Source organism: Pseudogracilibacillus amylolyticus (SeqCode), assembly GCF_051918545.1.
In the GTDB taxonomy this organism is placed as follows: domain Bacteria; phylum Bacillota; class Bacilli; order Bacillales; family Amphibacillaceae; genus Pseudogracilibacillus.
The window spans coordinates 1-14,329 of record NZ_JBPPZG010000004.1 but is presented as its reverse complement, the minus strand read 5'-3'; the positions used below and the strand labels follow the sequence as shown (position 1 = coordinate 14,329).

The following is a 14,329-nucleotide window of genomic DNA, read 5'->3' as shown; positions in this document are numbered from 1 at the left end:
CAGTCCTATTATTATGAAATATTTAAAAGATGTAAAGGATATTTCGGTTATTTAACATTAAATTTACATTTGAGATTTTTTTAAATTTCCTTCACTAAAATTCGAGTTCCATCTACTTCAGTAACTTGCACCTCTGTCCCCTTTTTTATCCATTGGGCGTTGGAAATGGCACTGTAATCTTTACCATCAATATCAATCGTTCCCACTGGTCTTAAATCAGTTAATGTAGTTCCTTTTTTGCCCACTAATTGCACATATTCCTCGTTTAGTGAAGTATAGCCTGCTTCTTTTGTCAACCGATCTTTTAAAGCAATTTTACTCCACATATTTCTTCTTTTAAATACTTTCAAAAATGTGAACGACAACGCGCCTCCAAGAATTACACCTATTACGGCATACAGACCCGCAAAGAAATTCGGAGCTGTGAGAGCAACAGATAATATCATTCCTGCAAGTCCAAGTGTCGCTAACGTGCCGTCATTAATTAATTTTCCATCAATAAAAATTAGTAATAGTCCAACAAAATAAATAATAAGCATAATAACAATGGTAGACGGTTCTGTCAGGAACGTATAAAAATAATATACAGTAAAGATTATTCCTAGTACGGCAAAAATACCTCGCATATTTACGAGAATTTCACCTAGTAAAAATAATGTTCCCAATCCAATAAAAATCAAACCAATCCAATCAGAAGACATAATTGCTTCCATTATAAACTCCTCCCTGCTCAAAAATTTTTAAGGTGGTATATTCTATGTTTACCTTTAAAAAAATTTGCCTTTATACTTGTATTATACTGTTAATTCTCAGTTTGTATAATGATATTCAAAAAGGGACTAACAATAAAACGAGTAAATCTCCTACGATGGATGAACAAAATATTAATAAAGATATGCCTGTTGTGAAAATCAAAGTCGAAGCAGGAGATACTATATTGTCCGTCTCCGAAGAGCTTAATGGTGAAAATTTAAATCAAATCAAAATTGAAGATATATTAGATGATTTCAATTCAGTAAATCCGAATGTTACAACAATTGAATTAACTCCTGGTATGTATTATTATTTCCCGACTTATCCTCATTAAAAAAGGCTGAAGAACTTAGCTTCAGCCTTTAATTTACTATATGAGTGGCATAATAAATAAACGTGTAATAATTGATAAAATACCGATAACTATCGCTGTATTACCTAAAATTTGTGCTTCCCGGTTTCTCGCAATAAATCCTAATATTATTCCTGCACCTGCAAAAAGTATCGGAATAAAAAAGAAGGATATTGCACTTAAAGCAATCGCGATCCAACCATACACATTGTATACTTCTCTGTCTTCATCTCTATCTTGGTCACGATCATCTCCAATTGTATCTTCGGTAAATTCAGCAGACGTTTCTTCTTTAAAAATATGCTCGTCCACTGGATCTTGTTCCTTTGATGGTTCGTTTAAGTTTTGATTTTCCACAAGGCTTACCCCCTTTTTCTTAAGGTAGGTATAGTTTATGGATTATAGACTATTTCATTTATGTTATTTATTGCAAATTAGCCCATGATTTTTTGAAGCAAGGTTTCATCAAAGGATCCATCCTTGATCATTTCAATTTCAAATTTATATGGAGGTCGTTTGTTTTTCTTATCTTCACCGACATAAGGCGTTTCTAAAATTTTAGGTATTTTTTCGAATTCTTCGTGAAAAATAACATAGTGAAGTGCTTTAAACCCAATATGTCCAAAACCGATATTTTCATGGCGATCTTTCCCAGCACCACGCTCATTTTTGCTATCGTTCACATGGACAACTTTAATTCTATCTATACCAACGATTTTATCAAAATCTTTTAAGACATCATCAAACCCATCAGCGACATGATACCCTGCATCATGTACGTGACAAGTATCAAAGCAGACACTTAATTTTTCATTATGTGTTACGCCATCAATTATTTTCGCTAGTTCATCAAAACTTCTTCCAATTTCAGTTCCCTTACCCGCCATCGTCTCAAGTGCAATTTGTACGGTTTGGTCTTTCGTAATGACCTCATTTAAACCTTCAATTATTTTTTTAATCCCTTCATCAGCACCTGCTCCGACATGCGCACCAGGATGTAATACAATTTGTTTTGCTCCAATGGCTTCTGTACGTTCAATCTCGCTTTGTAAAAAAGAGACCCCTAATTCAAAAGTTGCTGGCTTAATTGTATTAGCAATATTTATAATATACGGGGCATGTACAACAATATCACTTATTCCATTTTCTTTCATATGTTCAATCCCGGCATCGATATTTAATTCTTCAATTGGTTTTCTTCTCGTATTTTGTGGTGCACCAGTATAAATCATTAAAGTGTTTGCTCCATAAGAAGTTGCTTCTTCACTTGAACCTAATAACATTTTTTTCCCACTCATAGATACATGTGACCCTAACTTAACCATTATTCCACCCCATTATTTTCTATTATTGTTACGATTTTCTCTCTTTAGGCGACTTTTAATTCTTTCCTGCTGTTTCTTCATTTTTTTCTTATAACCTGGTTTTACTTTAGTTGGTTTTTTAACTCGTTTCCATGCTTCTTGATCTAATTTAGTCGCGACATTTTTTCGTAATTCCCGTTTATTAAATCTTTTCGCATCTACCCATTCCCCATTTTTAATTTCGGTAAATACAAAATGAATGCCTTTTTTCTCTAATTGCTCAATTAGAGCAGTGTCTTCTTCTCTGAAAAAACTTATTGCTGTACCGGCTAGACCAGCCCTAGCCGTTCTTCCTACACGATGGATATAAAACTCTATCTCTTTAGGAAGTTCAACATTAATGACATGGCTAGCTCCTTTTATATCGATACCTCTTGAAGCTAAATCTGTGGCCACTATATATTGATAACGAAGGTCTAAAATTGCTTTGACCATTCTTTTTCGTTCACGACTTGTTAGTCCTCCGTGTAAAACACCTACGTTTAAACCTTTCTCCGCCAATTGATTCCCAAGGTCATCGGCTGATTCTTTACTATTTGTAAAAAGAATGGCTACATACGGTTGGATGATTTCTGTTATATCCATTATTTTTTGAACAACATCTTGATGCTTTATTTCAATGAGTCGATGTTCCATTTGTTCTGGTGCTAGTCCATTTTTAATTTTAATATGGACAGGTTGTGCAAGATATTTAGTTAAAAACGGTTTTAACTGTTTTGGGATAGTTGCTGAAAACACAAGGATTTGTACCTCTTTTTTACTACGTACCAACAACTCATCTATTATATCAATAAAACGAAAGTCTAACATTAAATCAGCTTCATCAATGACAAAAGAAGTTGCTGAATAAATGGAGAGTACTCCTTCATTAACCATATCCAAAATTCGCCCCGGGGTACCAACAACAATATGAGGTTTTTTTTCTAATTGTTTTATCATTCGTTGGCGGTCTGCCCCTCCAACGATTAGACGAGTGGTCCAATTTTGTTCTTTTTGTGCTAATTTCGTAATTGTCTTTATTTCTTCAAAAATTTGCATCGATAATTCACGTGTTGGTGCAGTGATAACAAGTTGAACCTCTTCTTTAGACTCATCAATTTGATTTAATAACGGTAATAAGTAAGCATGTGTTTTCCCTGATCCTGTTTGCGATTCACCAATAATACTTTTACCTTGTAAAATAGAAGGGATTGATTGAATTTGAATATTTGTAGGCTTTTTAAAATATAATTTATCCACTACTTGTAACATTGTTTTATTTAGTCCTAATTGTTCGAAAGTTTCATTCATTATTTATTGGACTCCTTTCAATTACACAAATTGAAATGGATCTGTATCAATTTTTGATTCCAAAACTTGTATATTTGAGAACTTATTCATCAAATATTTTTTCATCGCTTTTTTCATAATTTGTTCAATATAATGCCCAGGATCAATGATAGCAAGACCTAACTCTTTAGCTTCTTGTGCGAGGTGAAAGGTTACATCTCCTGTAATCAACGCATCTGCACCCATTCTTTTAGCTTGATAAATATATTTTTCACCACTACCACCAATTATAGCAACTTTTTTAATTGGTTGATCCAAATCACCTGTTACACGAAGATCATTTACTTGATATGCTTTTTTTACTTTGTTACATAGGGACTGCAAAGACATCGGCTCTTCAAATGAACCGATTCTTCCAAGACCAAATGAATCTCCAGCAAGTTCTAAAGGATATAGATCATAAGCAACTTCTTCATAAGGGTGTGCCTTTTTCATTGCGTTTATAACCTGATTCAAATTAGATTCTTTTACTACTGTTTCAATTTTAAATTCTTCTACCTTTTCTAATTCATTTTTCTTTCCAATATAAGGGTTTGTCCCTTCCAATGGCTTAAAAGTACCCTGGCCTTCCGATTGAAACGTACAGTGGCTATATGCACCAATATGACCAGCTCCTGCATTTCCGAGAGCCTCACGTACTATTTCGGCATGTGTGACAGGTACAAACACAACTAGTTTTAAGATATTTTCTGATTGTTTATCAACTAATGGTTCGGTTGAAACAAGGTCTAACGCTTCACATAACAAATCATTTACCCCGCCATTTGCTATATCAAGGTTTGTATGTGCAGCATAGACGGTGATATCATGTTTAATAAGTTTTTTTATGATTTTTCCTTTCACTGATTGAAAATCAATATTTTTTAAGGCTTTAAATAGTAGCGGATGATGAGCAATAATCAAATTTGTTTCATTTGCTATTGCTTCGTCGACAACTGATTCTAGGACATCAAGTGTAACTAATATTTTTTTTGTTTTATCCGTGTAAGAACCGACTTGTAGACCAACATTATCCCAATCATATGCTAACTTTTTAGGTGCCCATTCTTCAAGTGCCTTAAAGACATTTCCATGAGTAACATTATTCATGATAAAATCTCCTCCATCCACTTTAATTGGGTTTCATACTGTGCAAGCTTTTCATAATCAATGTTTTTAGCGTTTTTCATCTGATGAATAACCTTTATTAATTTTTGTTTCTCCATTTTCCACTTTTTGAAAAATACAGGTGAATTCTCTTTCATCAAAATAGGACCGAACAATAACTGTTTTTCCATTTCAGTGGGATCCCATTGAGATTGTTCATTTTTGATTTTATCTGCAACAATAATCTCATAAATATGATTATTTTCTTCTAAAATCTCCTCATGCGTTAACGAATAACCAAGTTCTAGTAGCAATTTTCGAATCAGATGTGCAGCGTTGTTTGGCTGTAAAATTAGACGATTCACCGTTGTTAATTTTTCTTTACCAGATTCAATAATTTGCGAAATAAGACTCCCGCCCATACCGGCTACTACCAATTCTTTTACGACGTCGTCATGATTAATTATATCTAGGCCATTTCCCAGACGCACTTCCACTTTATTTGTTAATTGATAAGCTTCTACAGTTTCAAGCGCTCTTTTATATGGTCCTTCTCTAACCTCACCTGCAATAGCACGGGAGGTTTCGTCTTTTAAACATATATAACATGGTAAGTACGCATGATCTGAACCGATATCTGCAAAAAAAGTTCCTTCAGGTAAATAAGAGGCAACCATTTTTAATCTGTTAGATAATTTTATTTCTGTCTTCATATCATTCACCTATATTAAAATTTAGAAAAAACGTATCCAAATTAGTTTATATGGCTATAAATCGAGAAAAGCTTTCTGTTTAAACAGAAAGCTTACCATACTCTAACTATTTTATTTCATTTCACTGAGCCATTCAGCTAAAACATCGGCTTCTTCATTTCCTACTAAACCGCCAGGCATAGCTCCTTGACCATTCATGATAATATTATGAATATCTTCTGCGGATAGACTACTACCTACGGATGTTAAATCTGGTCCAGCTCCACCTGATAGGTCTTGTCCATGACAGCTTGCACAAGAACTTGCAAAGATCTCTTCTGGATCTGTTGCCACTTCTCCCTGTTCTTCAACTGGTTCTCCGCCATTTTCTTCAGCTAGTCGAATATCATCACGTTGATGTACACCAACGTAGAATACGATAATCGATATAAAAATACCTACGATAGCTATAATTCCAAATGGGAGAATATTTCTTTTCATGACGTACTTCCTCCTTATGTAATTGTGTTATGTACTCCAAATAGAAATAAAGACTATCCTTATTCTACTCGAAATTCCTTTTAGTTTAAAGTAATAATACATCCTTTACGTATTTAAGGATTAGAAATTATAAAAAATATGTAAACAATTTCATAATGAAATCATTATGAAATTATTCTAAAAAGTCTTTTAGTTGTTTACTTCTGCTCGGATGTCTTAATTTACGTAATGCTTTTGCTTCGATTTGACGGATTCTTTCTCTCGTTACTCCGAAAACTTTTCCTACCTCTTCCAGAGTTCTAGTTCTGCCATCGTCTAAACCAAAACGCAATCTTAACACATTTTCTTCACGATCAGTTAACGTATCAAGAACATCTTCTAATTGTTCTTTTAACAGTTCGTATGCCGCATGATCTGAAGGTGAAACCGCTTCTTGATCCTCTATGAAATCACCTAGATGAGAATCGTCTTCCTCTCCAATTGGTGTTTCCAATGACACTGGTTCCTGTGCGATTTTTTGGATATCTCGAACTTTGGCTGGTGATAAATCCATTTCTTTCCCAATTTCTTCAGGAGTCGGTTCCCGTCCAAGATCTTGTAACAACTGTCGTTGCACTCGGATTAATTTATTGATCGTTTCCACCATATGAACCGGAATTCTAATTGTTCTTGCCTGATCAGCAATTGCACGAGTAATTGCTTGGCGGATCCACCAAGTTGCGTACGTACTAAATTTAAATCCTTTTTCATGGTCAAATTTTTCGACCGCTTTAATGAGGCCCATATTTCCTTCTTGAATTAAATCAAGAAATAGCATACCTCTTCCCACATATCGTTTTGCAATACTGACAACAAGTCTAAGGTTCGCTTCAGCAAGTGCTCGACTTGCTTCTTCATCCCCTTCTTTGATGCGTTTTGCAAGATTAACTTCTTCCTCAGCAGTCAGAAGATCTACTCTGCCAATTTCCTTCAAATACATCCGAACAGGGTCATTAATTTTTATACCGAGTGGAACACTTAAATCTCGCAAATTTTCTTCATCTGTTAGATCCTCTTTTAATGCTTCCTCATCTTCGGCATCCCCTATTACTTCAACACCTTGTTCCTCTAGGTACTCATAAAATTCATCAATTTGTTCTGGTTCAATTTCAAAGGTGGACAAGCGATCCGCTACTTCCTCATATACAAGAACTCCATTTTTTTTCCCAATTTCTAGTAGCTCTTCTTTCACTTGTTCTAACGTTAAGTCATTTTCCATTGTTTGAGAAGATTTGTTTTCAGACATGAGTCCCCATCCCTCCTTAATAAAATCTTATTTCATATTCTTTAGCTGTTTCTCAATTTCAATAATTTCCAATCCGATTTTCGCGGCTGAAAAAGGGTCTTTCTCTTGCTTTTGCTTTTCTTTTAGTGAACGAAGGTACGTGATGTCAGTAGCCTCCAATTGGATTTGATTTATATAATCATTTACTACTTGTTCTGAAATTGTTTCATTTACAGGTGTAAAAATAATTTCAGTGATTATTTGTTTGAGGTGATCATCTAGCTTATCAATTAACTCACTAACATTCACGTCGTTTTTCTCTTCATAATGCGCATATAAGTGAGTTAAAATCACTTTATGTTCATCTAAATTAAACCCAACTCCAATTTTTTGTTGTACTTTTTCCAATATTGATGAATCCTTTATCATCAAAGCAAGCAATTTTCTTTCAGCATTTACATAAGCTGGTTGCATATTGACTTTATTATAATTATATGGTTTTGTATTAGTATTACTATTACTATTTGAGTTATCCCTATAAAAAGAATTATTTTTCTTTTTATGTTGCTCAATATCATATTGAATAATTTCGCTTGATAAATTAAACTCTTTCGCTATATCATGTACATAATATTCTCGCTCAATTGGGCTTTCAATCGTCGCTAATTGCTTAACAATTTCTTCAATATAAGCTATTCGTTCGCTATCAACTGACAAATTATAATCATTTCTTTTATATTTCATGAAAAATTTGAAATAAGTGTGACTAGGCTCAATTACCTGTTTCGTAAATTGTGCACCACCATGAGTATTTATATACTCATCAGGATCCATTTCATTCTTTACTTCAGCAATCTTGACATCACAGCCAATTCGTCTTAATAAATTCGCTGCTTGATAACTAGCATGTAATCCTGCAGCATCAGCATCATAGCAAATAATGACTGTATCTACATATCTGTGTAATAATTTAGCCTGGTGCTCCGTTAAAGCCGTCCCTAATGTAGCGACAACATTTTTTATCCCTGATTGATATGCTGCAATGACATCCATGTAGCCTTCAAAAAGAATAACTTCATTTTGTTTTCGGATATGATTTTTTGCTAAATGAAAATTATATAGTAACTTACCTTTCTGAAATAAGGCGTGTTCAGGACTATTTAAATATTTAGGACCTTGTTCTTGAAGATTACGTGCACCAAAACCAACGGTACGTCCTAAATGATTGGCGATAGGAAAAATTACCCTGCCACGAAATGGATCGATAAAATTATCATCTCTTGGCGTCAAAAGTCCTGCCTTAATGAGTAATTGATGATGAAAGCCTTTATTCTCTAAAAATTTAACTGTAAAATCACTATTTATTGGGGCATATCCAAGTTGGAATTGTTCAATCGTATTTTCATTCAACCTTCTGTTCTTAAAATAATCTAATCCCTCTTTACCATCCTCAGCATATCGTAGCAGATGATGGTAAAACTTAGATAACCAATCATAAGCGGATAATAATTGTTGATCTTCTTCTGATAAAGATGTTTGCTTTGTATTGGTTTCGGGTAATGTTATACCAGAGCGGTCTGCAAGCAGCTGAATAGCTTCCATAAAGGTTAATGTTTCGATTTCCATAAGGAATGTGATGACATTTCCACCTTTACCACAACCAAAACAATGAAATATCTGTTTTTCTTTTGTTACAGAAAATGATGGCGAATTCTCATTATGAAAAGGACACAATCCAAAGTAATTTCTACCTTGTTTCTTTAATTGAACATACTCTTCAATTACCTCAACTATGTCATTTGCATTACGAATATTCTCTATAAATTTTTCAGGAATCTCTGTAAACATGTCCACCACCAAGATTCATATTTACTTGATATATATAGTTTCTAGATTCTCGTTAAAAAGTCCTGCATCTTTCGACAAACTTTTTAACGAATCGAAAAAAAATTTCCTTCTTTATATATTCCATTATGTAAAAGAAGGAATGTTTAATACTATTTATGCTTATCTTACTATATTCCCATTTTCCCCAACTTCTAAACGTATATCTACAGTACAACATATTATTATAATATAAATATATTAAAATGTCTAATCTGTTAGGCGATTTTCTTTCCGGCACTTTTGTAAGATAATATTTGCAGTTTCCTCAACAGCTTTATTTGATACATCAATAACATCGCAACCAATTTTCTTAACAATTTTTTCAAAAAAATCTAATTCTTCATCAATTCTTTTTAATGTCGCATACGTTGCATGGTCGCCAAGTCCTAAAGCTTTTAATCTCTCTTTGCGAATTTCATTTAATTTGTCCCTACTAATTTTTAAACCGATACATCTTGATTTATCGATTCGAAATAATTCTTCTGGAGGATCGACTTCTGGAACTACAGGTACATTGGCAACTTTAAGTCTTTGGTGTGCCAAGTATTGCGATAATGGTGTTTTAGAAGTACGAGAAACGCCAATAAGGACTATATCCGCCCTGGCAATTCCTCTTGGGTCTCTACCGTCATCATATTTGACCGCAAACTCAATCGCTTCTATTCGTTTAAAATAATCTTTATCAAGCTTATAAACAAGGCCTGGTTCTAGTCGAGGTGCGTTTTTAAATGTCCTCTCCATTGCTTCCATCATTGGCCCCATAAAATCTACAACTTCTATATTGAGTTCTTTTGCTCGGCTATTCATATAATTTCTTAACTCAGGATCAACCAATGTATAGCCGATTATTGCTGTTTTATCTTTTACAATTTCTAACGTTTCGTCAATGGTAACTTTATCTTCAACATATGGGATTCGTTGGATTTTATAATTACCATTTGTAAACTGACTTAATCCAGCTTTAATAACGAGTTCTGCAGTTTCACCTACTGAATCAGATAATACATATACGGATGGGCTATTCATCATTATCCCTCTTTCTAAACTTGTTCATCAAGTATTAATTCTACAAATGCTTTTGTAATATTTGTCTTTGTAATTCGCCCAATAACATGTAAGCCTTCAGGCGTATCTTTAACAACTGGTAAACCATCAATTTGTTTGTCGATTAATTTTTTAGCACTTTCGATAAGCAAATCTTCTGATCTACTTACTGTAATATTGGGCATTCTCGTCATAATGATATGTACAGGAATCGAATTCAAATCTTGATTTCCTATACTCGCACGTAATAAATCTTTACGGGATAAAACACCAGTTAAGCAGCCTGATTCATTTACGACAAATAATGTACCTACATCTCCAAGAAACATTGATGAAATAGCATCATAGACAGAATCATCTTCTTTCACTACAACTGGTACAGACTGAAAATCTTTAACTTTATATTTCTTTACTTTTTCAGTCAGTAATTCCGATCCGGTTTTCCCAGTGAAAAAATAACCGACTCGGGGTCTTGCGTCTAAATAGCCTGCCATCGTTAAAATTGCTAAATCTGGACGTAATGTTGCCCGAGATAAACTTAACCTATCGGCAATTTGCTCCCCAGTAATTGGGCCATTTTCTTTTACAATTTCAATTATTTTTTCTTGGCGCTCTGATAACTCCACTTTATCACCACCCACATGTACATGTGATGCTTCCCTTATGAAATATTATAGTATGAAAGAATTGAAAAGGACAATGTTTAAACTAGGGTCAGATTCCTTGTTTCATGTTATAACCGGAGAGTTTTAAAGGAACCGTTAAAAACTCTCCTTCATACATAAAATAAGTTTTATTACTATTATTTATGCTGCTTCCATTCAATTAGTGTCATATCTGCATATTGTTCTATGAGATTAGATATGACATGTACGAGGGCTAGACGGTTATTCTTAATGTTTTCATCTTCAGCCATAACCATTGTATGTTCAAAGAATGAATGGATCTCTTCTGTTAATTTACCTAACTCAACTAAAGCTTTTTCGGCGTCTAGTTTTAATATGGCTTCTTCCACAGCATCCTTTACTTGCACATACTTATTGTATAACGCTTTTTCTGAGTCAGTTTGGAACAATGTTTGATCAATATTTGTTTGCGCCTGTTTTTTGCCGATATTCATTACTCGGACTAATGCTTCTTGGATTTTTCTAAATGAATCGTCATTGCGCTTTCTTGATAAAATTTTTGCCTTTTCTATCGTATAATGAAACACACCAATTTCCTTAGCTAATACAGCCTGTACTACATCTTGTTCAACACCATGTTCACCTAGAATATAGGCTGCTCGTTTTTTTATAAAGCTATTTATATTTTCCTTTACCTCTGCGTCGTTAATATTATATAAACGCTCTGTAATTGTTATTAACTCTTCAACGGAAATTTCCCATCTCTTCTCGGAAAGAATCCGTAAAATACCAATTGCTTGACGTCTTAAACCGTACGGGTCTTGTGAACCAGTAGGAGTAAGGCCAACTGAGATACAACCTATAATCGTATCTAGCTTATCTGAAACACTTACAACAGAACCAACTACTGTTTTTGGTAATTCTCCACTAGCTTGTGTTGGGAAATAATGTTCTTTTACAGCCGTTGCAACAGCTGTTTTTTCCCCATAATGAAGTGCATATTTTTCACCCATAATCCCTTGCAACTCTGGAAATTCATTTACCATGTCAGTAACTAAATCAAACTTGCTAATTTCTGCCGCCCGTTTTGATAGTTCCATTACTTCATCTGTTTGCTGCAATTTCCGATTTATCTGTTCAGTTATGGAAACTACATTTTGCGTCTTTTCATAAATTGTTCCGATTTTATCCTGAAAGACAACAGTTTTCAATTTTTCTAAATAAAAATCAATGGATCGCTTTCTATCTTCATTGTAGAAAAATTCAGCGTCTTTTAAACGAGCACGTAATACTTTTTCATTTCCTTTCACCACATTTTCAATTTGTTCTTTATTACCATTTCGAACACTAACAAAATAAGCAAGCAATGTTCCACCTTCATGTGAATAAACTGGAAAATATCTTTGATGTTCTGCCATTGATGTAATTAATGTTTCGGATGGAAGTTCAAGATAATTTTCTGCAAATCTCCCAAAGAATACAGTTGGATATTCTACCAAGTTTCGAACTTCTTGTAAAAGTTCATTAGGGACGGCAATATGAAATCCTTCTTTGTTTTCTAATTCCTTTATTTGCTCAACAATCATCGATTCGCGTTTTTTTGCATCTGGAATAACATAATTATTTTCTAAAATGGATTCATACTTCAGTGGATCAGTAATTATCGTTTTATCACCTAAAAAACGATGCCCATATGTAATGTTATCAGTCTTCACATGAGCCACTTCAAAAGGAATAACCTTATCATTTAATAGTGCAACTAACCAGCGTATCGGTCTTGCAAAACGATAACTGTCACTCCCCCATCTCATTGTTTGTGGGAAGACAATCGCAGAAATTATGTCTGAGAAATTCGGTAATATTTCTTCCGCTCTTTTTGCCTCCGTTGTTTTTTCAACGAATATATAGGAAATGCCTTTTAATTCTTTTACATATATATCTTCTGGTTGTTTACCTTGACCTTTTGTAAATCCAATCGCCGCTTTTGTCCAGTTCCCATTTTCATCTTTAGCAATTTTTTCTTGGGGACCTCTTACTTCTTCTGTAATTGTGGTTTGTTCTGAAGCAAGGGCATGAATTTGAATCGCTAAACGTCTTGGGGTAGAAAATGTTTTAACTTTTTTATATTCAAGATGATTATCTTGTAGCCATTTTTCTGTTTTGTCTTTAAGTTGTTCTTCAGCATGATCAATAAATCTTGCTGGTAATTCTTCTACACCGATTTCAACTAACACATGATTACTCATTATTCTTTTCCTCCATTTTTAACATTGGAAATCCTAAGCTTTCTCTTTCTTTGATGTATGCTTTTGCAATACTTCTAGCTAGATTTCTTACTCTTGCAATATATCCTGTACGTTCTGTTACCGATATGACACCTTTTGCATCAAGTAAATTAAATGTATGAGAACATTTTAAAACATAATCATATGCAGGGAATATTAACCCTTTTTCCATTGTTGCTTTCGCTTCTTCTTCATATAATGAAAAGAGCGTAAACAATGTATCCGTGTTAGATGTTTCAAATGCATAGGTAGAATGTTCATATTCTGGCTGCAAGAAAATATCTTTATATGATACGCCATTTACCCATTCTAAATCAAACACCTTTTCTTTATCTTGAATATAGGATGCTAACCTTTCAATTCCATACGTTAGTTCAACCGCAACCGGATTTGCCTCTAAACCACCAATTTGTTGAAAGTAAGTAAACTGCGTAATTTCCATACCATCTAACCATACTTCCCAACCAAGTCCTGAAGCACCAAGTGTTGGATTTTCCCAGTTATCCTCTACAAAACGAATATCATGGTGTAATGGATTTATTCCTAATTCAAATAAAGATTCTAAATAAAGATCTTGGATATTATCTGGAGAAGGTTTCATAATTACTTGAAATTGATGATGTTGGTAAAGTCTATTGGGATTTTCTCCATAACGACCGTCATCAGGTCGGCGTGACGGTTCTACATATGCAACATTCCAAGGTTCGGGACCCAAGCTTCTTAATAAAGTCATTGGAGACATAGTTCCCGCTCCTTTTTCGACATCGTATGCTTGTACTAAAATACAGTTATGCTTAGACCAATATTTCTGTAACGTTAAAATCATTTCTTGAATATTCATTTCGTCTCTCCTTATACGTAATTAATTTATTATTCATTATTTAACTTTTGCAGATTGAAAGTAACGATTAAACTGCAAGAGTTGACTTCAGATTAATCATAGACATATCTAACCTCCGAAGTACATTCATGAAATCACAGACTTATATCGTAATTTCCGTAAACTGTTGAGTAGTTGAAATCTACCGCACGGTAAATAAAATTAGTGCCTGCTCACTTCTTACTTAAATTTGTGATGAAAACCGCTTCGGCAGAATACTTCGCTTTCCGTGGGCACGGCTTCAGCCTCCTCGCGGAAAGACCGCC

14 protein-coding genes are annotated in these 14,329 nt (G+C 34.0%); 1 reads left to right on the top strand and 13 read right to left on the bottom strand.

Translation table 11 applies throughout. The features are described from left to right. Positions 1–80: 80 nt before the first annotated feature. Positions 81–713: an NfeD family protein gene (locus ACPYKA_RS00835; RefSeq protein WP_479540526.1), complete on the bottom strand. Its 633-nt coding sequence runs from the start codon at positions 711–713 to the stop codon at positions 81–83. 44 nt (positions 714–757) lie between these two features. Between ACPYKA_RS00835 and ACPYKA_RS00830 the strand changes: the two genes are divergently transcribed. Next, a complete protein-coding gene (locus ACPYKA_RS00830) occupies positions 758–1,087 on the top strand; it encodes a hypothetical protein (protein ID WP_479540525.1) in 330 nt (109 codons plus the stop codon). A 36-nt stretch (positions 1,088–1,123) separates the two neighbouring features. Here ACPYKA_RS00830 and ACPYKA_RS00825 read toward each other — a convergent pair whose 3' ends face one another. From ACPYKA_RS00825 to glyQ, 12 genes are all read right to left on the bottom strand, one after another. Further along, positions 1,124–1,462: a DUF4190 domain-containing protein gene (locus tag ACPYKA_RS00825; RefSeq protein WP_479540524.1), complete on the bottom strand. Its 339-nt coding sequence runs from the start codon at positions 1,460–1,462 to the stop codon at positions 1,124–1,126. Positions 1,463–1,539: 77 nt separating this feature from the next. After that, positions 1,540–2,430: a deoxyribonuclease IV gene (locus ACPYKA_RS00820; RefSeq protein ID WP_479540523.1), complete on the bottom strand. Its 891-nt coding sequence runs from the start codon at positions 2,428–2,430 to the stop codon at positions 1,540–1,542. A gap of 12 nt (positions 2,431–2,442) precedes the next feature. Beyond that, positions 2,443–3,759 carry a DEAD/DEAH box helicase gene (locus ACPYKA_RS00815; RefSeq protein WP_479540522.1) on the bottom strand — a complete coding sequence of 439 codons (1,317 nt, stop codon included), beginning with the start codon at positions 3,757–3,759 and terminating at the stop codon, positions 2,443–2,445. A 21-nt stretch (positions 3,760–3,780) separates the two neighbouring features. Beyond that, positions 3,781–4,887 (bottom strand): Nif3-like dinuclear metal center hexameric protein, encoded by a 1,107-nt coding sequence (locus tag ACPYKA_RS00810; protein WP_479540521.1) that lies wholly within the window; start codon positions 4,885–4,887, stop codon positions 3,781–3,783. After that, entirely contained in the window at positions 4,884–5,597 is a 714-nt protein-coding gene (locus ACPYKA_RS00805; protein ID WP_479540520.1) for a tRNA (adenine(22)-N(1))-methyltransferase, read from the bottom strand. The genes ACPYKA_RS00810 and ACPYKA_RS00805 overlap by 4 nt, the downstream gene beginning before the upstream one ends. Positions 5,598–5,708: 111 nt before the next feature. Then, a complete protein-coding gene (gene cccA, locus ACPYKA_RS00800) occupies positions 5,709–6,077 on the bottom strand; it encodes a cytochrome c550 (protein ID WP_479540519.1) in 369 nt (122 codons plus the stop codon). Positions 6,078–6,249: 172 nt separating this feature from the next. Then, positions 6,250–7,362, bottom strand: a complete 1,113-nt coding sequence (gene rpoD / locus ACPYKA_RS00795; RefSeq protein WP_479540518.1) for an RNA polymerase sigma factor RpoD — start codon at positions 7,360–7,362, stop codon at positions 6,250–6,252. A 27-nt stretch (positions 7,363–7,389) separates the two neighbouring features. Further along, the gene (dnaG, locus tag ACPYKA_RS00790) at positions 7,390–9,189 is read right to left on the bottom strand and encodes a DNA primase (protein WP_479540517.1); all 1,800 of its coding nucleotides are present in this window, start codon (positions 9,187–9,189) and stop codon (positions 7,390–7,392) included. Between the two features lie 246 nt (positions 9,190–9,435). Continuing rightward, the gene (locus ACPYKA_RS00785; protein WP_479540516.1) at positions 9,436–10,257 is read right to left on the bottom strand and encodes a pyruvate, water dikinase regulatory protein; all 822 of its coding nucleotides are present in this window, start codon (positions 10,255–10,257) and stop codon (positions 9,436–9,438) included. 11 nt (positions 10,258–10,268) lie between these two features. Beyond that, complete coding sequence (ccpN, locus tag ACPYKA_RS00780; RefSeq protein WP_479540515.1) at positions 10,269–10,898, bottom strand: transcriptional regulator CcpN; 630 nt, start codon at positions 10,896–10,898, stop codon at positions 10,269–10,271. A gap of 176 nt (positions 10,899–11,074) precedes the next feature. Beyond that, positions 11,075–13,144 (bottom strand): glycine--tRNA ligase subunit beta, encoded by a 2,070-nt coding sequence (glyS, locus tag ACPYKA_RS00775; protein WP_479540514.1) that lies wholly within the window; start codon positions 13,142–13,144, stop codon positions 11,075–11,077. Beyond that, complete coding sequence (gene glyQ, locus ACPYKA_RS00770) at positions 13,137–14,024, bottom strand: glycine--tRNA ligase subunit alpha (protein WP_479540513.1); 888 nt, start codon at positions 14,022–14,024, stop codon at positions 13,137–13,139. The genes glyS and glyQ overlap by 8 nt, the downstream gene beginning before the upstream one ends. Between the last annotated feature and the right edge of the window lie 305 nt (positions 14,025–14,329).

Excerpts from the sequence above, each read along its gene's own strand:
- ACPYKA_RS00820 (WP_479540523.1), bottom strand. The coding sequence starts at position 2,430 with ATGGTTAAGTTAGGGTCACATGTATCTATGAGTGGGAAAAAAATGTTA.
- rpoD (WP_479540518.1), bottom strand. The coding sequence starts at position 7,362 with ATGTCTGAAAACAAATCTTCTCAAACAATGGAAAATGACTTAACGTTA.
- glyQ (WP_479540513.1), bottom strand. The coding sequence starts at position 14,024 with ATGAATATTCAAGAAATGATTTTAACGTTACAGAAATATTGGTCTAAG.
- ACPYKA_RS00785 (WP_479540516.1), bottom strand. The coding sequence starts at position 10,257 with ATGATGAATAGCCCATCCGTATATGTATTATCTGATTCAGTAGGTGAA.
- ACPYKA_RS00805 (WP_479540520.1), bottom strand. The coding sequence starts at position 5,597 with ATGAAGACAGAAATAAAATTATCTAACAGATTAAAAATGGTTGCCTCT.
- dnaG (WP_479540517.1), bottom strand. The coding sequence starts at position 9,189 with ATGTTTACAGAGATTCCTGAAAAATTTATAGAGAATATTCGTAATGCA.
- glyS (WP_479540514.1), bottom strand. The coding sequence starts at position 13,144 with ATGAGTAATCATGTGTTAGTTGAAATCGGTGTAGAAGAATTACCAGCA.
- ACPYKA_RS00830 (WP_479540525.1), top strand. The coding sequence starts at position 758 with ATGTTTACCTTTAAAAAAATTTGCCTTTATACTTGTATTATACTGTTA.
- ACPYKA_RS00815 (WP_479540522.1), bottom strand. The coding sequence starts at position 3,759 with ATGAATGAAACTTTCGAACAATTAGGACTAAATAAAACAATGTTACAA.
- ACPYKA_RS00810 (WP_479540521.1), bottom strand. The coding sequence starts at position 4,887 with ATGAATAATGTTACTCATGGAAATGTCTTTAAGGCACTTGAAGAATGG.
- cccA (WP_479540519.1), bottom strand. The coding sequence starts at position 6,077 with ATGAAAAGAAATATTCTCCCATTTGGAATTATAGCTATCGTAGGTATT.
- ACPYKA_RS00835 (WP_479540526.1), bottom strand. The coding sequence starts at position 713 with ATGGAAGCAATTATGTCTTCTGATTGGATTGGTTTGATTTTTATTGGA.